Raw genomic sequence first — 19,732 nt, forward strand, 5'->3', positions numbered from 1 at the left:
GATCAGGGTTTCCGCGGGGCGTTTGCGCCACCATCGCGGCAACACCAGAATCGACGCATGATGGATCACAGGTATGAACGCAACGACGCTCGCTCCGGAACTGGCCCAATCTGGGCTAACTGCAGCCGAGGCGAAGGCGCGCCTGACCGCAGACGGGCCCAATGAATTGGCGACGACACAGCGAAGGTCCCCGTTTCGCATCGTGCTGGATGTTCTGAAAGAGCCGATGCTGGTACTGCTTTTGGTTGGAGGCGTGGTTTATCTTTTACTGGGAAGCAGGGCCGAAGCGCTGATCCTTCTGGCCTTCGCCTGCATGTCCATCGGCATCACGGCGGTGCAGGAGGCGCGGACCGGTCGGGTGCTTGAGGCGCTGCGCGATCTGTCCAGCCCGCGTGCGCTGGTGGTCCGGGATGGCGCCCGCCTGCGTATCGCCGGACGCGAAGTGGTGCGAGGCGATCTCATCGTTCTGTCCGAGGGCGACCGGGTGCCTGCCGACGCTTTGTTGATCGAGTCCACAGACCTGTCAGCGGATGAGTCGCTTTTGACAGGTGAGGCCGAGGCGGTCCGTAAGAAGGTGGGAACGGGAGAAGTCGATGTGCGCCCCGGCGGCCACGACCTGCCGCAGGTTTTTTCCGGCACGCTGATCGTGCGGGGATCGGCGCTGGCCGAGGTCACAGCTATTGGTGCCGAAAGCGAGATTGGCAAGATTGGCAAAAGCCTGAGCCAGATCGAGCCCGAGACGCCGCATTTGCAAAGCCAGATGCGGCACCTTGTGATTGCCATGGCTGGAATAGGCATAGGCATAAGCGCAGTTGTGGTAGCGCTCTACGGTTTCTTGCGCGGCGGCTGGCTGGATGCCCTGCTGGCCGGGATCGCGGTCGGCATGGCGATGCTGCCCGAAGAGTTTCCGATGGTCCTTGCGGTTTTCATGGCAATGGGGGCCTGGCGCATTTCCAAGGCCCGAGTGCTGACGCGCCGCGCCTCCGCCATTGAAGCTTTGGGGTCGGCAAGCGTGCTGTGCACTGACAAGACCGGGACTCTTACCGAGAACCGCATGACAATTGTCACCTTGCAACTGGTCGATGGCTCAGCCCACCAGATTGCAGGGAAAGTGCCCTTGCCCCCCGCCTTTCGCGAGCTGGCCGCGGCGGGTGTCATGGCCTCGGCACTCGAGCCGTTCGATCCGATGGAAGTGGCGTTTCACGCACTGGCGGCTGACGACCTGCGGGAAGGTGAAACCTTGCCGGGGGCAGGGCGGACCCTGATCCGCAGCTATCCGCTATCCCCCGATCTTTTGGCAATGTCGCAGGTCTGGCAGGCCGGTGATGGCTTTGCCATAGGTGCCAAGGGCGCGCCCGAGGCGATTGCCGATCTGTGCAAACTGGAACCAGATCAGCGCGCGGTTATCAAGGCGCAACTGGACGCGATGGCCGCCAAGGGTCTGCGCGTTCTGGCTGTGGCCGAGGCATCATGGCCAATGGGGCAAGACCTGCCCGAGACGCAGACCGGGTTTACCTTTCGGCTTCTGGGCCTCGTGGGTCTGGCTGATCCGTTGCGCGGCTCGGTGCCCGCCGCGGTGGCTGAATGTCAGGCCGCAGGGATTCGGATCATCATGATCACCGGCGACCATCCGGTAACATCGCGCGCGATTGCCGCTGAGGCGGGGTTGCGCGGCGATGTTGTGCTGACGGGCGATGATCTTTCCGCGATGGCCGATGATGACCTTGCCAAGGCGGTCACGAGTGTGACGATCTTTGCCCGTATCCTGCCCGAACAAAAGCTGAGGATCGTCAATGCCCTGAAGGCCGAAGGTGCCGTCGTGGCGATGACTGGCGACGGTGTGAACGACGCACCCAGCCTCAAGGCCGCCGATATCGGCGTGGCGATGGGCGAACGTGGCACGGATGTTGCGCGCGAGGCAGCGTCGATTGTCTTGTTGGACGATGATTTCGGCTCGATCGTCACAACGGTACGGCTGGGGCGGCGCATCTATGACAACCTGCGCAAGGCGATGAGCTTTATCCTCGCCGTCCATGTGCCGATTGCGGGCCTTGCGCTGATGCCGCTGCTGTTCGGGATGCCGCTTTTGTTTGGCCCGGTTCATATCGCCTTTCTGGAGATGGTGATCGACCCTGTCTGTGCGCTAGTCTTCGAGGCCGAGCGCGAAGAGGACGGCGTGATGCAGCGCCCGCCGCGTCCGGCGGATGAGCCACTGTTTTCCTGGCCCACAGTGGTCTGGAGCCTACTTCAGGGCGTGATGGTGCTGGGTGTTGCGGGGTCTGCCGCGTGGTTTGCGCCGGGCTATGGCCTTGACCCCGATCAGGTGCGCGGACTGGCGTTCGCCACGCTGGTTCTGGGCGTCGTGGCGCTGATCCTGATTGATCGGTCCAACTCCAACTCAATCCTGTCGGCGCTCTTGCGACCCAACAAGGCGCTGGCGGTTGTGCTCCCGATCATCGCGTCACTGCTGGCAGTGACGCTCTTTTGGGCACCGGCGCGTGATCTGTTCGGCTTTGGCGTACTAAGTGGCGTCTGGCTGGCCGTGCCGCCCTTGGCCGGGATCGGGGTTTTGCTGGCGCTGGAGGCGCTGAAGCCGTTCTGGCGCATGGTCTTGAGCGCGAGCGAACCGGCGGCGGTGAAAGCGGAACCAGCTTGATCGACTGTTCTGCCGTCTGGTCCCGTAGCCGCTAGAGATCGACGCGCCGCAACCTAAGCGCGTTGGTGATGACCGAGACGGAGGACAGACTCATCGCCGCCGCCGCAATCATCGGTGATAGCAACAGGCCGGTGACGGGGTACAACAAACCTGCAGCAATCGGCACGCCAAGCGCGTTATAGGCGAAGGCGAAGAACAGGTTTTGCTTGATGTTGCGCAAGGTGGCGCGGGCCAGTTTCCGCGCCCGCACGATGCCCATCAGATCGCCACCGAGCAGAGTGATGCCTGCGCTCTCCATCGCGACGTCGGCTCCGGTGCCCATGGCAATACCGACGTCTGCCGCGGCTAGGGCAGGGGCGTCGTTCACCCCGTCGCCCGCCATCGCGATCTTGTGGCCAGCCTTGCGCAACTCGTCGATCAGCACCTTCTTGGCTTCCGGCAGGACACCCGCACGCACCTCGTCGATGCCCAGCTCGCCTGCCACAGCCTGCGCCGTGCGTTCATTGTCGCCGGTTGCCATGATGACCCGCAGGCCCAGAGCATGAAGTTCCTTGATGGCCTGCGCGGTGCTGTCCTTGATCGGGTCGGCCACGGCCACGATACCCACGAGGGTTCCATCTGCCGCGATGAACATAGCCGTCTTTCCCTCGGCGCGAAGGGCGTCGGCCTTTTCCTCGGCCGCGCCCGTGTCCAGTCCCATCTCCTTCATCATCGCCGCGTTGCCGAGGGCGACTGAGCGTCCGTCGATTGTACCCTGAACACCCTTGCCGGTGAGCGCCTCGAAATCTGATGCTTCTTGCCGGGCGGCGTCTACCGCTTCGGCCCCCTCCACGATCGCTTCGGCCAGCGGGTGTTCCGAGCCGCGTTCCAGTGCCGCGGCCAGTGACAGCAGCTCGGCCTCGGCCACATCCCCCAGCACCACTATATCGGTCAGCTTCGGCTTGCCCATGGTCAGCGTGCCGGTCTTATCGACGATCAGCGTGTCGACGCCCGCCATGCGTTCCAGCGCCTCGGCATCCTTGATCAGAACGCCAGCCTGCGCGCCCCGCCCCGCCGCCGTTGTGATCGAGCTCGGTGTCGCCAGCCCAAGCGCGCAGGGGCAGGCGACGATCAGCACCGACACGGCTGCGGCCATGGCAAAGACCAGCGCGGGTTCGGGGCCGAAGATCATCCATAGGGTAAAGGCAGAGATCGACACCCCGACCACGGTTGGCACGAAGATTGCCGAGACCCTGTCGGCCAGACCCTGGATCGGCGCACGCGACCGCTTCGCATTCGACACCATTTCAACAATCTGCGCCAGCACGGTATCGGCACCGACCTTGCTCGCTTCGATCACAAGGCTGCCGTTCTTGTTGATCGTGGCACCCGTTACAGCATCGCCCAGACTTTTTTCCACCGGCATCGACTCGCCGGTCAGCATACTTTCATCCAAGGAGGATCGCCCCTCGATCACCACGCCATCGACCGGGACCGCATCGCCGGGTCGCACACGCAGGCGATCGCCCTCTATGATGGAGTCCAACGGAACGTCGCTTTCGGAGCCATCTGCCTCGATGCGCCGCGCGGTCTTTGGCGCGAGATCAAGAAGCGCTCGGATCGCATCGCCCGTGCGTTCGCGCGCGCGCAGTTCCAGTACCTGGCCAAAAAAGACCAGCGCCACGATCACCACCGATGCTTCGAAATAGGTGCCGACGCCATCGCCCGTACGATACTGCGCGGGGAACAAGTCTGGCAGGAACACCGCGAATAGCGAGTAAATATAGGCTGCCGCGACGCCAAGCGAGATCAGCGTCCACATGTTCGACGACCTGTTGACGACCGAAGCCCATCCCCGTTTGAAGAACGGCAACGCGGCCCAAAGGACGACGGGCGTCGCCAGCGCAAACTCAAGATAGCCCGCGGTCTTAGCCCCAAGCCAGTCGCGCACGGGCAAACCCACCATCGGCCCCATCGTCAGCACGATCAGCGGGGCAGCCGCAGCCACCGAGATCCACATGCGGCGGGTGAAGTCGATCAACGCTTGATTCGGCTCGTCCGTCGGCTCCATCGGTTCAAGCGCCATGCCGCAGATCGGGCAGGCGCCCGGCGCATCTCGGATGATCTCGGGGTGCATCGGGCAGGTATACTGACCGTTGGCCGGGGTGGCCTTGTCTTGCCGCTCAGGGTCACCAGAGGCATATGATGACGGATCAGCCTTGAAGGTGGTCTGACATTTCTCCGAGCAGAAATGGAAGGTCTCGCCCTGAAACTCGGCGTGCCGCCCGTCGGGTTTGACCGCGACCGTCATCCCGCAGACCGGGTCCTTTGCCGTCTCGGCTCCCGCCGGAATGTCGGGCGCGGCGTGAGGATGATCGTGATCCATGGGGTGCCAGCCTTTCTGGTTCTGTTGCAGTTTTACGCCTCCAGTGATCGGCCCTGCCGGAACCTTCGCTCCGAGAGGTCGGCGGCAATCCCCACATGACCGCAGGGCACGGTCACGCGGCCGGAGCCTGTGTCGTCAGGCCCAGCACCAGCCAGTCCTGCATTCCGCCGCGGTAGTAATATATTTTTTCCGGCGGAAAGCCGTTGTCGACCATTGCGTGCATCGCGATCGAACTCTGAGGGCAGGCCGGGCCATTGCAAAACGCCACGACTTTCTTGGCGGCGTCACAATTCCAACCTGACGATGAACGTACACATCCCAGCACGTCCAGACGGTCGGCAACTTCTCCAAACGGAATTGACATGCTTCCCGGAATCGTTCCCTTCAGCCGCCAATCGGGATCTCGCATGTCTACCACGACATGGTCGTCATCTCCCAGGCAGTCCAGAACCTCAAGCTCCCCGACAGGTGTAACGCCGTCTATCGGAACCATCGGTTGCAGATACCCGGTAATGAGTTGCATGTCGTTCCGGTGGCGTTCGATTCCAACCGGTCCGCCAGTCAGTTCGACCACCCGTTTTGTCTCGTCCGCCGTGATTTCGAGCAGTTCAACCACAATCAATCTCCGGTCCGGTTCTGTTTCATTAAGCTGCCCGCGCCATCAGCACCTTCAGAGTCTCGCGCTGCATCAGGCTCCGGGTGTCGGCCAAGACCGACAGTTCAAACCACCCGACCCCGAATGCGGCGAACCCCAAGACTGCAATCGCAGCAAGGATGACGGCGCGGAGGTTCGTCTCAAATTGCCTCGACGGCCGTCGCCAGAAGGTCGCGGAGCTCGCCCGCGACGGCCGTCAGTTCAGCGTTTTCGATAGCCTTCACCGACGCCACCGGGTCGACGGCGCTGAAGGATCTTCGGGGAAGACAAAGACATCGGAGACCTCAGCCCTTAAACCGCGACATGGCACTGCTGAAAGAGCTGGAGAGGCTGTCCCACGCTTTGTCGAAGCCTGACTTCATGTCGTGCCAGGCGTCGTCACTGGCTTCGCGCAATTCCTTCAGCTTGGCCTCGGCCTCGTCGCGTTGCGTCCGCATTTCTTTGAGCTGCTTTTGATAGTTGATCTTGGCGTCGGCCTCGGCCTCGTCGACCTTGGCCTTCATCTTGTCGATCTCGGCGTTCCACTGGTTGATGCGCGCCTTGGCCTTCTCGATATACTGTTCGCGTTCGGACATTCATGATCTCCTTCTAATTTTGACCTGAAAAACCTGAGAAGTTGAAGCGTAGCTCACAGTTGGGTTTGCCCGACTGACTTGGGTTAGTGACGGCGCACATCTCTGACGTCCATCCTGTGGCTTTGAGTGATGGAGAACGAATAGATGCCCGATACGGAAAAAATGACGCTGCCTGTCGTCGAACTCGCCCGCGAAAATAACGAGTTCCGCAAGGTCCTGTGGACCGGCGAAAAGACACAGCTGGTGCTGATGGCCATCCCCGTGGGCGGCGAGATCGGCGGCGAGGTGCATCAGGGACACGACCAGCTGCTCTACTTCGTCGCGGGCACAGGTGTGGCCAGGATTGGCGATGTGGAAACGGACATCGCCGATGGCGATGTCGGCATCGTGCCCTCGGGCGTCTTCCACAACTTCCGTAATACCGGGTCCGGGATGCTGAAATTGTTCACTACCTACAGCCCGCCTGAGCATGAGCCGGGCACTGAGCACGCCACCAAGGCTGAGGCTGATGCAGACGAATAAGCCCATGAAGGTCGACACCGTCATCGTGGGCGCGGGGAGCGCCGGGCTGTCCGCCCTGCGTGAGGTGCGCCGCTATACCGACGATTTTCTTGTGGTGAACGACGGCCATTGGGGGACCACCTGCGCCGCCGTGGGCTGCATGCCGTCGAAGGCGCTGATCGAGGCGGCGCACGCGTTTCACCGACGCCTGACCTTCGAGGAATTCGGCATTCAGGGCGTTGAGGGGTTGCGCGCCGACATCCCGGCCGTGCTCGCCCGAGTGCGCAGGATGCGTGACGGGTTCGTCAAGGGGCCAGAGAGCGTGCCAGACAAGCTGGGCGACCGCGCCGTTTCGGGCCGCGCGCGACTTCTGGGGCCCGGCCGGCTGGAGGTGAATGGCGACGAGATCGAGGCGCGCGCGATCATCCTCGCGCCGGGCAGCAGCCCTGTGGTGCCCGGACTCTGGCGGAACTTCGGAGACCGAATCCTGACCACGGACAGCCTGTTCGAGCAGGACGACCTGCCCCGTCGCGTTGCGGTGGTCGGTATGGGCGCCATCGGGGTCGAGATGGCCCAAGCCCTGGCCCGGTTGGGGCTGGATGTGTCCGGGTTCGACGCGGCCGAAACGCTGGGCGGCATTGACGACCGTCAGGTGCTGGAGGCTTTCCGTCCCTTGATCGAGGCCGAGATGGGCTTGCATATGGGCGCGTCCGCCGAACTCGAGGACGCGGGCGGCGCGATCCGGGTGAGCGGCGCGGGTGGGGTCTTCGAGGCTGATGCCGTGCTGGTCGCGATAGGGCGTCGCCCCAACATCGATGGGCTGGGTCTGGACACGTTGGGTGTTCCGCTTGACGACAAGGGGATGCCCCGGATCGATCCCGCCACGCTGCGTATCGACGATTTGCAGATGTTTCTTGTCGGCGATGCGAACGGCTATCGCCCGCTGCTGCACGAGGCCGCCGACGAGGGGCATATCGCCGGGCGCATGGCTGCACCGGATGCTTCGGATCACGGATTGTGCCGGCGCACGGCCCTGTCGATCGTGTTTTCATCGCCGCAGGTGGCGCGGATCGGGCCACCTCTGTCGGTTTTGAATGAAGACACCATCGCTACGGGGAGGGCGGATTTCTCGGATCAGCCGCGCGCCCGCATGACCCAGACCGCTGCGGGCTTGCTGCGCGTTCACGCCGAGCGCGAGACCGGGCGGCTCCTGGCCGCCGAGATGTGCGTGCCAGCCGCCGAACACTTGGCGCACCTGCTGGCCCTCGCGGTCGAACGGCAGATGACCGTGGCGGACATGCTGGCCATGCCGTTCTACCATCCGGTGCTGGAGGAGGGTCTGCGCCGTGCCCTGCGCGATCTTGCGGAGGGTGTGGCGGCCGTCGGTGGCTCGGACCTGTCCGACTGCAAGCCGATGGGTCATGATGCCCTGGACTGACGACGGCCCTGTCGTGCCGGTATGATTTGCGTCTTCGATAATGGATGCTGCATCCACCGATGGACACTATCTCCCAGGCACACCGTCGGTCGGGCGGTCAGACTGAACGGTCATCCATGGGAGAAGTTAGCATCATCGGTGTCGATCTGGCAAAGAACGTGTTCCAGTTGCAAGCGGCGTCGGCGGACGGGTCCGTCGTGTTCCGCAAGAAGCTGTCGCGGCTTTAGTTCGGGCGGTTCATGGCGGGGCAGTCTCCGTGCCAGCCCGAGCGCGGCAGTGCAAAGTCACGGTCTGCGGACCGAGTTTCCTCCGGCGATGATCCGACGGATCAGTGCTGCAGCGGCGCGGTGTTTTGCGGCATCGGCCTCGGACCCCACCGCGTTCTCATGGGTTGCCGCGGCGTCTGTCAGAACGCCCATGATTTCTTTCTCGGGCAAAATTTGCGCGTCATTCAGAGCGAGAAGCAGGGCTTCGCAGATGGTAAGTGCAGCCATTCCTGAATGCATTTGGTCGTCCGTCATAGGGTATTGACCTTTCCGACAAGTGCGACGCGGGGGATGCGCCTGCTGCTTACGGAGCAGACTGGCAAGGATTCTGCTATACTGTGCTGATAGACATCAGTCACAGGTGCGATTTCTTTTGTTAGAAATTCAATGTGTGTCGAAGAGGGACAAATGATCGAAAACACCCCACTTGTCCGCAAGCTTGGCGCATTCGTCGCCCTGTCGGATCCCGAACTTTCCGTGCTTGCATCCTTGCACAAACGCCGCCGCACCTTCGTGGCGGGGCGCGATCTTGTCCATCAGGGCCAATCGGATCAGGCTGCCTATATCCTCGCCTCTGGTTGGGCCTGTTCCTACAAGCTTCTTGAGGACGGGCAGCGGCAGATCGTGGATTTCCAGATCCCCGGCGATTTCCTGGGGCTGCGCAGCGTCCTGTTGCATGTCTCGGATCACAGCATCGAGCCAGTGACGGACATCGAGGTGACGGAAATTCATGTTGCCGACCTTCTGGACGCATTTGCGCAAACGCCCCGGCTGGCCACTGCGGTTCTGTGGGCCGCGTCCCGGGACGAGGCGATGGTGGTCGAGCATCTGGTGGGCATTGGACGCCGCGATGCGGCCGAACGCATGGCGCATTTTCTGCTGGAGCTGGGCGCCAGGCTTGCCCTGATCGGATTGGGGAGCAAGGACGGTTATGCCTGTCCGCTGTCTCAATACCTTCTGGCCGACGCGCTCGGGCTGAGCGCCGTCCACGTCAACCGGGTGCTGAGGCAGTTGCGCGAAGCAGGAATGGTTACGTTTCGGGACGGGTTTGTTGCGTTCGACGACTACGACCAACTGGCCAAGTACGCCCAGTTCGATCCGTCTTACATGGATCAAAAGGGCCGCTTCTCCGTTGACGTCGCTGCGCGTTAGCCTGCCGTCAGATGCGGCCAAGCAGCATCAGAATGACGACGATGATCAGAACCGTGCCAAGCACACCGGTCCCGGCATGTCCGAAGCCATAGCCATAACCCCCGAAGCGCCCGCTGAATCCGCCCAGAAGGAAGATGATAAGTAGAACAACGAGTATCGTACCGAGTGACATAGTGATTTCTCCTTTGATGGGGCGCGGCTCGTCATGCGACGGTCCCGGATTTCAAAATTTTGGGGCGTGGTCGACCATTTCAGTTCCCCTCGATGGTCAAGCCGTGCTCATCGATCTTGAGGTCGATGCCGCTTTGGCGTTCCTGATAGTAGAGGTAGCCTGCCCCGACGGCGCAGACGGCAAGCACTCCAATCAAGACGAACAAGAAGTTGCGACTCATTGCCGTCTTCCTTTCAGCTTTCCGGTGTTAGGCGTGTCCGAGGTGAAGTGCATCAAGAGCTCACTCCGATGGCTTTTGACCCACTATTCGTTGCGGCATCCGGGCACGTTCAGGTCTCTGCAAAAGTAACCCGCAGCGCCGCCGATAACAGCGCCGGTAACAGGGCTTCCGCCAGTTGCTCCGGAAATCACCGCGCCGCCTGCAGCACCGGCAACACCGCGTTCTGTATCGCTTCCGAGACATCCACCGAGGCCAAACAAGACCGGCAGGAGAAGAATGGCTTTGAAGTACATCTGATAATCCTTTGGTCTGTTGGGGCGGAAATCTGTTCGATACTCCGGACGGAATTTGGCTCGTGCGCGATCGCCAAGCGGCAGCGTTGGTCTATTTGTTTGTTTCGGGTGTCATTGCATTGTTCTTTCTCGGACGGTCCGGAAACGAGAAACACGCAAGGCAGGGGAACGAGGGGACAACTTGCCTAGCGTGTCTCTGGCTCACTCGTACTGGTACATGTCCACCGATATTCGGCTAACACTCAGACGATCGCACCGCCGTCGTCGAGCCACACTGATACAGGTTGGTCTTGGCCCGTGAATCCGGAGGTTTTTAGGCCGAATTTGGCGTTTCTACTGGTTTTGACCTTATCCGGCAGGATGCGGGTTCCGGCTTTGCCTTCCAAGATCGCGCGAGCGTCTGTCAATTGGCCAATGCCGGCAAGCTTGCCGCTGGCCTGGACAAAGGCGACTGCGGCACCGACCTTCGGACCCATCGACCCCGGTGAGAGCTCGAGGTCGCCCATCGCCTCGGGTGTCGCTGCGCCAATCGCGCTTTGATCCGCCTTGCCATAGTTGCGGAAGACCGCCGGCACATCGGTCAGCAGCAAGAGCGCGTCCGCGCCCAGCCCCAAAGCCAGCAAGGCCGACGTCCGATCCTTGTCGATTACCGCTTCCACGCCTGTCATCTCTCCATCCGCGTTCCGCACGACGGGAATGCCGCCCCCCCCGGCGCAGATCACGGTGTGCCCGCCGGCCAGCAGCACCTTGATTGCGTCCAGCCCCACGATCCTGAGCGGCAACGGCGAGGGAACGACGCGACGCTGGCCACCGGATGCCTCAGTCACCATGGCCCAGCCATGATCTTGCGCCGCCTGCTTTGCTTCGGCCTCTGTGTAAACGGGTCCAATGGGCTTGCTTGGGGTCTCAAACGCCGGGTCTTTCGGATCGACCTCGACCCGGGTCAGGAGGGTGGCGCATTGCGAGCCCTCAGGCAGGGCGTTCATTAGCTCCTGCTCGATCAGATATCCGATCATGCCCTCGGTCTCGGCGCCCAGCACATCCAGCGGCCAGGGCTTTGCCGGATCATAGGCCGCCCCTTGCAGCGCCAGCAAACCGACCTGCGGCCCGTTGCCGTGCGCCACGATGATCTGATGATCGCGGGCCAGGTCCGCCAGCGCGGTTGCCGCGATCCGGACGTTCGTGTGTTGCGCTGCGGCCGTCATAGGCTCGCCTCGTTGCAAAAGCGCGTTGCCGCCAAGGGCCACCACCACCCGCATCTCAGGACCCCATCGTGGCGACAAGAACGGCCTTGATCGTGTGCATTCGGTTTTCCGCCTGATCAAAAACGACCGAGGCTGCGCTTTCGAACACCTCTTCGGTCACTTCCATGCAGTCGATGCCGAATTTCTGGAACGTCGCGTCGCCCACTTCGGTGTCACGGTTGTGAAAGGCAGGAAGGCAGTGGAGGAACTTGGCGTAAGCGTTGCCGGTCATCTCCATGACCTTTGTGTTGACCTGATAGGGCGACAGGAGGGCGATCCGCTCTTCCCAGACCTCGTCTGGTTCGCCCATCGAGACCCAGACATCCGTATAGACGAAATCGGCTCCTTCAAGCCCTTCGGCGTGCTTCTCGGTCAGGGTTATCCGGGCTCCTGTAGATTCCGCTAGGTCTCGGCACTGCGTGACGAGGCCCGCGTCAGGCCAGCAACTCTGTGGGCCACACAGGCGGATGTCCATGCCGATCAGGGCAGCACCAACCATCAGGCTTGAGCCCATGTTGTTGCCTGCATCCCCCATGAAGCAAAAAGCGATATCAGACAGGTGTTTGTGGGTGAACTCGCGCATGGTCATCAGGTCGGCGAGGATCTGTGTCGGGTGGAAATCATCCGTCAGCCCGTTGAACACGGGCACGCCGGAAAACTCCGCCAGCACCTCGGCATCCTTCTGACCAAAGCCTCGATACTCAATCCCATCATAAAATCGGCCCAGAACCCGCGCCGTATCTTTCATGGTTTCCTTGTGGCCGATATGGCTGCCCGATGGCCCCAAATATGTGACGTGTGCACCCTGATCGTAAGCTGCGACCTCGAACCCGCTGCGGGTGCGGGTGCTGTCCTTCTCGAAGATCAGGGCGATGTTCTTGCCTTGAAGCATTTGCTGTTCATAACCGCCTGCTTTCGCCATCTTGAGGCTGGCGGCGAGTTGCAACAGGTGCCGGATCTCGTCCGGTGTGAAATCGAGCAGTTTGATAAAACTACGTCCGCGCAGGTTCTGTGGCATTGGATGTTCCTTAAATGGGGTCGCGAATCAGGGGGCAGGTCATGCAGTGTGATCCACCGCGCCCGCGTCCAAGTTCCGATCCGGGGATGGTGATGACCTCAACACCCGCCTTGCGCAGAAGGGTGTTGGAGTAGACGTTGCGTTCGTATCCGACGACAACGCCGGGCTCGAGACAAAGCAGGTTGTTGGCATCGTCCCATTGTTCCCGGGCGGATTCGTAGGCATCGCCGCCCGTGGGCACGGTGCGCAGTTTCTTGAGGCCAAGTGCGGCGGCTACCACCTCCAGAAACGGTTTCGTCTCGGCCTCCACGACGACGTCCTCACCCTTGCCGGGGCGCAGGCTATAACAACGGATGGCTTCGGTGACTTCGGCAAAGACCGTGACCAGATCGCGGTCGCAAAAGGTGAAGACCGTATCGAGGTGCATGGAGCCGCGCGCACGGGGAAACTGGCAGGCAATGACACGTGTCGCACCGCCACCGGTGAACAGCCCCCGAGCAATCTGGCTGACGGCCTGGGGTGTCGTGCGTTCGCCCATGCCGATCAGCACAGTGCCGCCGCCGATCGGCATGACATCACCACCCTCAACCGTTGCCGGGCCATGATCCTGCATTGGATCTCCCCACCAGACGGGAAAACCCGCGTCCTTGAAGTCGGGGTGAAAGCGATAGATTGCGGCGAGGTTCAGCGTCTCCAGCCGCCGCGCGGGCCAGTGCATCGGGTTGAGAGTGACGCCGCCATAGATCCAAGCCGTCGTATCGCGGGTGAAGATGTGGTTGGGCAGTGGCGGCAGGATGAAGTCGGCAGGCTCCAGCATGGGGGCCAGCACACCCTTGTCCGGGATCGGAAGTTCGGCCCTGCTCATCCCGCCGATCAGGATGGTCGACAGCAGATCGGCGTCGACTTCCATCAGGTGGGCCATGAGGTCATCGGCCAGACCCACGCCCACGGTATTGTCACTGATCCGCGCCTCCAGCAGCCAGCGGCGGGCCTCCATGTCTCTGAGCGTTTCCATCAGCAACTGGCGCAGGAACACCACCTCGACCCCGCGATTGCGCATGGCATCGGTAAACGTCATGTGGTCAATCCGCGCCTGTTTGACCCACATCACGTCATCGAACAGCAGCTCGGCGCAGTTGGCGGGCGTCAGTCGCGCCATGGCGGCCCCTGGCTTGTGAACGAGGACGCGGCGCAGCTTGCCCGCTTCGGAATGGACGCCGTAGGAAATGGTCATGTGGGGGATCCTTGCAAAAGTACGCCAAGGCTGAGGGCGGCCATGACAATGATCGTGAGGCCCAAGAGCACCGGCCAGACGAAGCGTAGCCAGCGTTCATAGGGCACCCGCCCGATGGCGAGGCCACCCATGACAACCGCAGAGGTGGGTGTGACCAGATTGACCACGCCTTCTGCCGACTGGAACGCGGTCACCACGAGGCTGCGAGATACTCCGGCGAAATCGCCCACGGGGGCAAGGATCGGCATCGACAGGACGGCAAGGCCCGAGGTCGAGGGCACGAAGAAGGACAGGACGACCTGAATCCAGTACATCACGTTGATGAAGACGACCTCATTGAGGCCCGCGACGGTGCCTTCGGCCCAGTGCAGGATCGTGTCGGTGATGTGGCCCGCGTCCATGATCACGACGATGCCACGCGCCAGCCCGATGATCAGCGCCACGCCCAGCAGGTCGCGCGCACCGCCGACGAAGGCGTCGACCAGTCCCTTTTCTCCCAGCCGTCCTATTAACCCGATGGCGATACCGGCGAAGAGGAACAGCCCGCTCATTTCGGCCATCCACCAGCCGCCCAAGGACACGCCCCAGATCATCACTGCAAAGGTCGCGCCGAAGAGAAGCAGGACGATCTTGTGCAAACCCGTAAAGTCGCTCGCCGCGGCCTCGGTCGCGCTCAGGAAATGCGTTTCGTTCTCGGCCTTTCTGTCAAAGACCAGCGACCGCGACGGATCGGCCTTGACCCGGGCGGCGTAGCGCATGACGTAAGCGACGGCTGCGGCGAAGGTGAGCGCCAACAGAACCAGCCGCAGCATTAGCCCCTCCGTGAACGGTACGCCGGCGGCGTCCGACGCGATCACTGTCGAAAAGGCGTTCACGGTCGAGCCGAGCACGCCCACCCCGGCGCCCAGCAGGATCACCGCCACGGCGGTCAGCGCGTCATAGCCAGCCGCGATCATCACCGGCGTCAGGATGACGTAAAAGGCCAGCGTTTCCTCGGCCATGCCATAGGTCGAGCCGCCCGCCGCAAAGAGTGCCATGAGGATCGGGATCATCCACTTTTCCCGCCCTTCGAGCCGTGCCATCGCCCGCTTGATGCCCGCATCAATGGCTCCAGTGGCCGTCACCACACCGATGAAACCGCCGATCATCAGGACGAACAACGCGACGTCGATGGCATTTGCAGAGTAGCTGCCCGGATCGTAGAAGCCTGCGATGGGAGCGAGGATGACGTCGAAGAAGCCTTGCGGATTGGCGTCGGTGGGCGCGTAGGTTCCCGCCACCGGAACTTCCTTGCCAAGCGCCTCGGACGTCACGCGCTCGTACTGGCCGGCCGGGATCACCCATGTCAGCCCTGCGATGATGACGATCAGCGCGAAAAGAATGGTATAGGCCGAGGGGAAGTGAAAACGGGTGGCGGTTTCGGGTTTGGGCGCTGTGGGGGTTGCCATTGGGTGTCCTTTGCCAGCAAGGGCCGCGATTTGGTGCGCGACTGTTGCAGCAAGGCTAGACGAGGATGGCAGATGGCGGACTGACGGAGGTTAGTGGGGATGTTTAAGGCTGAGGAGTCCGCAGTGCGGACAAAGCGGACCTTTGACGACAACCACAATGCCCGGAATCAAGGCGCTTGCGCCGCCGGGCAGCGCCCGACCGCCCCATGGGCGGGCGCTTTGGTGAGGGTGGCACTGCATTGATTGCACACCGGAAATTTGGCACCATAAAGTGCCCGCCTGATCTGGTGGTGACGCCCACCCGCGGTCGGGCGCGGCCCTCTGTGTGTCCGAAATCGGATGACGGCAAAGGGCTCGAAGCGGACAATCCCTCCCCCAAGTTCACCCGTCACTTGCACCCTCAACCGGCGTCTGCTGGTGCGCAAGGCGCAGCCACTTGCCATCGTCGTTCAGGTAGGTCGAGGTGCAGAGCGCCTCATAGATCGGCTCGTCGCTCCGTTCGGCGGAGACGCGATAGGCCAACACGGCAATGTTGTTTTGCCGTGACAGGTAACGCTCGCTCATCACGACCGAACGCCACCGTTGGGCGACGTCCTTTTCTCTCCAGAGCGCGTCGCCCTGAAGAATGCCTGCAGGGTACGGCAAGACGAAGACAGCGCCCTTTGCCGTCGCGTGACGCGCACTGTCAGCGCCTTGTGTCCAGAAGCGTTCTTCCAGATCCCAGAGGGTGTCATCTGCAGTCATTCAAGGCTCCTTTCAAGATTGGCGGTTGTGCTGGGTGATGGCTGTTTCGCGCAGGGGTTCATCTCACTGGCCTTGTGCAAGCATGGCGACCCAGCCAACGAACAGGGCTGCAGCAATGATCCAGTAGAATGGGGATCCCTGCGGTGGCAGTGCAAGCTTGGCCGAAGTGCCGTCCTGGGGTGAAATTGCGGTCGTCGCCCGCCTCGGCAGCAGGGCAAGAAGTCCCGAGACAATCCTGCTCCGATCCGGAACAGGGGTCGGTACATCATGGAAACGTGTCATCAGCGCCTCCAACCTTTGCCGTGCTGCCGCTGCGGGCAACCTGGAAAGCTCCGAGGCTTCGCTCCAGGGATCAACGCCGAGCCGGGCGAGCATCGATAGAACGGTGACGCTGCTTCCGCGTCGATCTTCACCCAAGGGCGCGTACAGAAACGGTTCAAATTGCGGGTCTTGTCCAAGTTGCGTCGGGGCGTATGCCATTGCGGGATCCTTGCTGGCGCCGTTTGCATGAGCCGAACTGGCCGATGTCATGGTGCCGGTCGAACCAAAACGGGCGGGTGCCACACCTTTGGTCACGACCAACATGACCCAAACCGCGCCACCTTGTGTTGACGCAGATCAATAGAAGGCTACGATAGCCCCGTAGCGCTCACCTTGCGTCGCGTGCCGACGCCGTGCCGGTCCCCAGTTCGATGATTTCGGCTGTGATCGCTTCCTGTCGTACCTGGCGCAGCGTCGCCTCGAATTCGCCCAACTCGCGCGTAATCTGGCTGCCCGCGGCGGACATGGCCTCCATTCTTGCCTCGTTCTCTGCGGCAAAAGCATGAAGCGCCGCCTTGCACACCAGGGCATGGAGATAGTCACCGCTGAGACTATTGATCAGGGCGTCGGTGGGTAGCTGGGTCAGCGGACGTGTCGTTCCAGGCGGCGGCAGGGCCGACAGATCGACCGGCAACAGAACCTGCCGGAGGACTTGAGGTCGCCCGGACGCCCATCCGGCATGGATCATATCCATACGCTCAAAACGACCCTCGCCCAGGGCGCGGTAGATCGCCTTGGCAATCTGATCGGCCAGTCTCGGGATGCCAGGCGTGCGCGAGGACATCGGCGCGGACCAGACCGGATGGAGACCGCGCGCGGCAGCGATCGACAGACCACGGGTGCCGATCAGAAACAGGCTGGTGGCCGGCAGGTCGTCTTGGATGCTGTCAAGAACGCGTTCGCTGAAGGCACCGGCGAAGCCCTGTTCGGCGCAGAACACCAAAAGACCGATGCGACCGTCGGTTCGGCCGCGAGAGGTCTCGGCCGGTGACATAGGACCTGCGGGTCCAAGCGTGTTGGATATGGCGGCGGCAATTGTTGCGGCATAGCTGTCGACGGCCTTGATCTCGGCGCGGGCGGTGCTGGCGCGCGCGGCGGCGATGCCCTTCATCGCGTTTACCACGGCTCCCAACTGGCGAATGCCGTCGATCCGGGCGCTGACATCGGCCAGTCGTTCGGTCATGTCGCTGGTTCCGTATCTTCAAGCTGCGTCGCAAGGCGGGTCATCGCGGCCATCAAGGCGGCCCGCGCCGTCTCATTCAGTTCCCCGGTCTCGGAAAGGACGCGCAAGACATCGGCGGCGTCCCGGTCAAGGATATCCGGCAGTTCATCCCGAAAGGTGGCAACAGCATCGAGTGACAGGGGGTCAAGCAGTCCCGACTGCACAGCGAGCAGGAGCGCCACCTCATCTGCCAGGCGAAGCGGTGCGTTCTGCGGCTGACGCAGGATTGCGCGGATCCTTTTCCCGCGTCTGAGTTGGTCGCGCACGCGACCTTCGGGCATGCCTCCGAACCGGGTGAAGACCTCGAGCTCCAGAAACTGCGCATAGTCGAGCCGCAGCGTGCCGGCCGCCTTGCGCAGCACGGGCGCTTGGGTCTTGCCGCCGACACGGCTGACGCTCAGCCCCACATCCACCGCCGGTTTCTGCCCCTGATGAAACAGGCTCGAATCCAGCACGATCTGCCCGTCGGTGATCGAGATCAGGTTGGTCGGGATATAGGCCGACAGGTTCCCGGCATCAGTTTCGGCGATCGGCAAGGCGGTCAAAGACCCGCCGCCACGCGCCTGAGACAGTTTAGCCGCCCGTTCCAGCAGGCGGGCATGGATGTAGAACACGTCCCCCGGATAGGCCTCGCGCCCCGGAGATTGCCGGGTCAGAAGGGCGATCTCGCGGTGGGTGGCGGCGTGTTTGGACAGATCGTCGATCACCACGAGGGCATGACCGCCCTGGTCGCGGAAATACTCCGCCATCGTGACGCCCGCATAGGGTGCTATCCATTGCAGCCCCGGCGCCGAGGCGGAGCCCGCGACAATCACGATGCAGCGCGCGAAATTCCCATGCGCCTGCAGCGCGTCGATGGCGCGCCGCACGCTGGATGTCTTTTGCCCCACCGCGACATAGACGCAGATCATGTCGCTGTGCGCTTGGGCGATCATCGTGTCGGTGGCCAGTGTCGTCTTTCCGGTGGAATGGTCGCCGACGATCAACTCGCGCTGGCCCCGGCCAAGCGCGAACAGTGTGTCCATCACGAGTATCCCGGTTTGCACCGGCTGGGTCACGAGATCTCGTTCGATGATCGACGGCGCTGGGCGCTCGATCGGCCACCGCTCTTCGGCCTCAATTGCCCCCTTTCCGTCCAGCGGGCGGCCGAGCGGGTCGACGATGCGCCCGAGCAGCGCCTCTCCGACAGGCACGCTTACCACTTCGCCGGTGCCGAAAACGGCATCGCCCGCCTCGACCTTGGTCGCGGCATCAACGAACACGCAGCCAATCAGATCGGGGTCCAGAACCCGGGCGAACCCGAACTGGCCGCCCTCGAACCGCAGGACTTCGTCAAGCCGAACGTCGCGCAATCCCGAGATCATCGCCACACCGTCCCCGATCTCTTCGACACGGCCTCTGTGTTCGGGTCGCGGACCCAGTGCCGCGCGACGCACTGCGCCTTGCGCCGATGCGAACCAATCCGGTGTATCAACCGGCATCCTCGACCTCCTTCAGGATATTCTCCAGATCGGCCCGCCAGCTGTTGTGAAGCACGAAATGCCCGCTGCGGAGTTCCAGTCCGGCGATCAGATCGGGATCGGTGACAAGACGAACGCTGGGCGTGCCGTCCAACGCATCCTTTACCGCTTGTTCGATCTTGGCCCTTTCCGCACCCTCCGGGGCTGTCGCGGTGATGATCTCGATATCGCCTGCCGAGGCTAAAAGCGCCGTTCGGTCGGAATCGGACATTTCCGCGATCGCCTCGACAAGTTGCGCAAGGAACGTCGCCTGAACCTCGGTTGTGTTGAACCGTCCCAGAAGCCGGGCAGCAATCTCGACCGACAATTCGGCGGCCCTCGTTGCGTTCTCTTTCCGCGCGGTGTTTCGGTCGCGGTCAATGGCGGCGCGCGCGGCAGCGATCAGGGAGTCTGCATTGGTTTGCGCATCCTTCAGCGTGGCTTTCGCGACTTTGTCCGCCGCCGCCTTGGCCTCGACAAGTATGGCATCGCGTTCCGCCGCGATTCCTGCGCGGGTCTCAACCACCTCGGCCAGCGCAGCGTCGGCTTTCGCTTGTGCTGTCTTGCCTTCATCCAACATGGCTTGCGCCGCTTCCTGGCGCCGGGTGATCGCCCCGGCTATCGGCCGCCAGAAAACGCGGCTGAGCAGCCAGACGAGGATCAGGACGTTGATGGCCTGAAGACCCAGTCCCCACCAATCGAGGGTCAT

Annotated in this window: 19 protein-coding genes and 2 pseudogenes; 5 read left to right on the plus strand and 16 right to left on the minus strand. The window is 62.5% G+C overall.

Features of this window, described 5'->3' with window-relative positions; all coding sequences use genetic code 11:
- Positions 1-73 precede the first annotated feature (73 nt).
- Entirely contained in the window at positions 74-2,656 is a 2,583-nt protein-coding gene (locus tag AC2FLX_RS05185) for a cation-translocating P-type ATPase (protein ID WP_496807546.1), read from the plus strand.
- A gap of 31 nt (positions 2,657-2,687) precedes the next feature.
- Here AC2FLX_RS05185 and AC2FLX_RS05190 read toward each other — a convergent pair whose 3' ends face one another.
- From AC2FLX_RS05190 to AC2FLX_RS05205, 4 genes and pseudogenes are all read right to left on the minus strand, one after another.
- Positions 2,688-5,021, minus strand: a complete 2,334-nt coding sequence (locus tag AC2FLX_RS05190) for a heavy metal translocating P-type ATPase (protein WP_496807547.1) — start codon at positions 5,019-5,021, stop codon at positions 2,688-2,690.
- Positions 5,022-5,133: 112 nt separating this feature from the next.
- Positions 5,134-5,637: a rhodanese-like domain-containing protein gene (locus AC2FLX_RS05195; RefSeq protein WP_496807548.1), complete on the minus strand. Its 504-nt coding sequence runs from the start codon at positions 5,635-5,637 to the stop codon at positions 5,134-5,136.
- A 179-nt stretch (positions 5,638-5,816) separates the two neighbouring features.
- Positions 5,817-5,924 (minus strand): annotated as a pseudogene (locus tag AC2FLX_RS05200) (DUF302 domain-containing protein); the annotation flags it as partial.
- Between the two features lie 36 nt (positions 5,925-5,960).
- On the minus strand, positions 5,961-6,251 hold the full coding sequence (locus AC2FLX_RS05205) for a sll1863 family stress response protein (protein ID WP_496807549.1): 291 nt from the start codon (positions 6,249-6,251) through the stop codon (positions 5,961-5,963).
- A 144-nt stretch (positions 6,252-6,395) separates the two neighbouring features.
- Between AC2FLX_RS05205 and AC2FLX_RS05210 the strand changes: the two genes are divergently transcribed.
- From AC2FLX_RS05210 to AC2FLX_RS05220, 3 genes and pseudogenes are all read left to right on the plus strand, one after another.
- The gene (locus tag AC2FLX_RS05210) at positions 6,396-6,773 is read left to right on the plus strand and encodes a cupin domain-containing protein (protein ID WP_496807550.1); all 378 of its coding nucleotides are present in this window, start codon (positions 6,396-6,398) and stop codon (positions 6,771-6,773) included.
- A complete protein-coding gene (locus AC2FLX_RS05215) occupies positions 6,760-8,190 on the plus strand; it encodes a dihydrolipoyl dehydrogenase (RefSeq protein ID WP_496807551.1) in 1,431 nt (476 codons plus the stop codon). The genes AC2FLX_RS05210 and AC2FLX_RS05215 overlap by 14 nt, the downstream gene beginning before the upstream one ends.
- A 116-nt stretch (positions 8,191-8,306) precedes the next feature.
- Positions 8,307-8,411: pseudogene (locus tag AC2FLX_RS05220) on the plus strand (IS110 family transposase); the annotation flags it as partial.
- A gap of 63 nt (positions 8,412-8,474) precedes the next feature.
- Here the strand turns inward: AC2FLX_RS05220 and AC2FLX_RS05225 are convergent.
- The gene (locus AC2FLX_RS05225) at positions 8,475-8,696 is read right to left on the minus strand and encodes a hypothetical protein (protein WP_496807619.1); all 222 of its coding nucleotides are present in this window, start codon (positions 8,694-8,696) and stop codon (positions 8,475-8,477) included.
- Between the two features lie 168 nt (positions 8,697-8,864).
- On the opposite strand from AC2FLX_RS05225, the gene AC2FLX_RS05230 reads away from it, so the two are divergent.
- Positions 8,865-9,608 carry a Crp/Fnr family transcriptional regulator gene (locus tag AC2FLX_RS05230; RefSeq protein ID WP_496807552.1) on the plus strand — a complete coding sequence of 248 codons (744 nt, stop codon included), beginning with the start codon at positions 8,865-8,867 and terminating at the stop codon, positions 9,606-9,608.
- Positions 9,609-9,615: 7 nt separating this feature from the next.
- Here AC2FLX_RS05230 and AC2FLX_RS05235 read toward each other — a convergent pair whose 3' ends face one another.
- The 11 genes from AC2FLX_RS05235 to AC2FLX_RS05285 all read right to left on the minus strand — a co-directional run bounded on the left by AC2FLX_RS05235 (position 9,616) and on the right by AC2FLX_RS05285 (position 19,732).
- Entirely contained in the window at positions 9,616-9,780 is a 165-nt protein-coding gene (locus AC2FLX_RS05235; protein ID WP_496807553.1) for a DUF3309 family protein, read from the minus strand.
- 79 nt (positions 9,781-9,859) lie between these two features.
- Positions 9,860-10,000, minus strand: coding sequence for a hypothetical protein (locus AC2FLX_RS05240; RefSeq protein WP_496807554.1), 141 nt, complete (start codon positions 9,998-10,000; stop codon positions 9,860-9,862).
- Between the two features lie 535 nt (positions 10,001-10,535).
- Positions 10,536-11,552 carry a carbamate kinase gene (arcC, locus tag AC2FLX_RS05245; RefSeq protein ID WP_496809943.1) on the minus strand — a complete coding sequence of 339 codons (1,017 nt, stop codon included), beginning with the start codon at positions 11,550-11,552 and terminating at the stop codon, positions 10,536-10,538.
- Between the two features lies 1 nt (position 11,553).
- Positions 11,554-12,555: an ornithine carbamoyltransferase gene (gene argF, locus AC2FLX_RS05250; protein ID WP_496807556.1), complete on the minus strand. Its 1,002-nt coding sequence runs from the start codon at positions 12,553-12,555 to the stop codon at positions 11,554-11,556.
- A 10-nt stretch (positions 12,556-12,565) separates the two neighbouring features.
- The gene (locus tag AC2FLX_RS05255; RefSeq protein ID WP_496807557.1) at positions 12,566-13,789 is read right to left on the minus strand and encodes an arginine deiminase; all 1,224 of its coding nucleotides are present in this window, start codon (positions 13,787-13,789) and stop codon (positions 12,566-12,568) included.
- Positions 13,786-15,237, minus strand: a complete 1,452-nt coding sequence (locus AC2FLX_RS05260) for a YfcC family protein (protein WP_496807558.1) — start codon at positions 15,235-15,237, stop codon at positions 13,786-13,788. The genes AC2FLX_RS05255 and AC2FLX_RS05260 overlap by 4 nt, the downstream gene beginning before the upstream one ends.
- A 381-nt stretch (positions 15,238-15,618) precedes the next feature.
- Complete coding sequence (locus AC2FLX_RS05265; protein WP_496807559.1) at positions 15,619-15,981, minus strand: hypothetical protein; 363 nt, start codon at positions 15,979-15,981, stop codon at positions 15,619-15,621.
- Between the two features lie 63 nt (positions 15,982-16,044).
- Positions 16,045-16,566, minus strand: a complete 522-nt coding sequence (locus AC2FLX_RS05270; protein WP_496807560.1) for a hypothetical protein — start codon at positions 16,564-16,566, stop codon at positions 16,045-16,047.
- Between the two features lie 64 nt (positions 16,567-16,630).
- The gene (locus AC2FLX_RS05275) at positions 16,631-17,485 is read right to left on the minus strand and encodes a F0F1 ATP synthase subunit gamma (protein ID WP_496807561.1); all 855 of its coding nucleotides are present in this window, start codon (positions 17,483-17,485) and stop codon (positions 16,631-16,633) included.
- Positions 17,482-19,005 carry a F0F1 ATP synthase subunit alpha gene (locus AC2FLX_RS05280; protein ID WP_496807562.1) on the minus strand — a complete coding sequence of 508 codons (1,524 nt, stop codon included), beginning with the start codon at positions 19,003-19,005 and terminating at the stop codon, positions 17,482-17,484. The genes AC2FLX_RS05275 and AC2FLX_RS05280 overlap by 4 nt, the downstream gene beginning before the upstream one ends.
- Complete coding sequence (locus tag AC2FLX_RS05285) at positions 18,995-19,732, minus strand: F0F1 ATP synthase subunit delta (protein ID WP_496807563.1); 738 nt, start codon at positions 19,730-19,732, stop codon at positions 18,995-18,997. Before AC2FLX_RS05285 ends, AC2FLX_RS05280 begins: the two co-directional genes overlap by 11 nt.

This window comes from Ruegeria sp. YKSF57, from assembly GCF_059612585.1.

Bases quoted from the DNA above. Each gene is read 5' to 3' on its own strand.
- AC2FLX_RS05185 (WP_496807546.1), top strand. From the start codon at position 74: ATGAACGCAACGACGCTCGCTCCGGAACTGGCCCAATCTGGGCTAACT.
- AC2FLX_RS05190 (WP_496807547.1), bottom strand. From the start codon at position 5,021: ATGGATCACGATCATCCTCACGCCGCGCCCGACATTCCGGCGGGAGCC.
- AC2FLX_RS05205 (WP_496807549.1), bottom strand. From the start codon at position 6,251: ATGTCCGAACGCGAACAGTATATCGAGAAGGCCAAGGCGCGCATCAAC.
- AC2FLX_RS05210 (WP_496807550.1), top strand. From the start codon at position 6,396: ATGCCCGATACGGAAAAAATGACGCTGCCTGTCGTCGAACTCGCCCGC.
- AC2FLX_RS05215 (WP_496807551.1), top strand. From the start codon at position 6,760: ATGCAGACGAATAAGCCCATGAAGGTCGACACCGTCATCGTGGGCGCG.
- AC2FLX_RS05225 (WP_496807619.1), bottom strand. From the start codon at position 8,696: ATGCATTCAGGAATGGCTGCACTTACCATCTGCGAAGCCCTGCTTCTC.
- AC2FLX_RS05230 (WP_496807552.1), top strand. From the start codon at position 8,865: ATGATCGAAAACACCCCACTTGTCCGCAAGCTTGGCGCATTCGTCGCC.
- AC2FLX_RS05235 (WP_496807553.1), bottom strand. From the start codon at position 9,780: ATGTCACTCGGTACGATACTCGTTGTTCTACTTATCATCTTCCTTCTG.
- AC2FLX_RS05240 (WP_496807554.1), bottom strand. From the start codon at position 10,000: ATGAGTCGCAACTTCTTGTTCGTCTTGATTGGAGTGCTTGCCGTCTGC.
- arcC (WP_496809943.1), bottom strand. From the start codon at position 11,552: ATGCGGGTGGTGGTGGCCCTTGGCGGCAACGCGCTTTTGCAACGAGGC.
- argF (WP_496807556.1), bottom strand. From the start codon at position 12,555: ATGCCACAGAACCTGCGCGGACGTAGTTTTATCAAACTGCTCGATTTC.
- AC2FLX_RS05255 (WP_496807557.1), bottom strand. From the start codon at position 13,789: ATGACCATTTCCTACGGCGTCCATTCCGAAGCGGGCAAGCTGCGCCGC.
- AC2FLX_RS05260 (WP_496807558.1), bottom strand. From the start codon at position 15,237: ATGGCAACCCCCACAGCGCCCAAACCCGAAACCGCCACCCGTTTTCAC.
- AC2FLX_RS05265 (WP_496807559.1), bottom strand. From the start codon at position 15,981: ATGACTGCAGATGACACCCTCTGGGATCTGGAAGAACGCTTCTGGACA.
- AC2FLX_RS05270 (WP_496807560.1), bottom strand. From the start codon at position 16,566: ATGTTGGTCGTGACCAAAGGTGTGGCACCCGCCCGTTTTGGTTCGACC.
- AC2FLX_RS05275 (WP_496807561.1), bottom strand. From the start codon at position 17,485: ATGACCGAACGACTGGCCGATGTCAGCGCCCGGATCGACGGCATTCGC.
- AC2FLX_RS05280 (WP_496807562.1), bottom strand. From the start codon at position 19,005: ATGCCGGTTGATACACCGGATTGGTTCGCATCGGCGCAAGGCGCAGTG.
- AC2FLX_RS05285 (WP_496807563.1), bottom strand. From the start codon at position 19,732: ATGACCCTCGATTGGTGGGGACTGGGTCTTCAGGCCATCAACGTCCTG.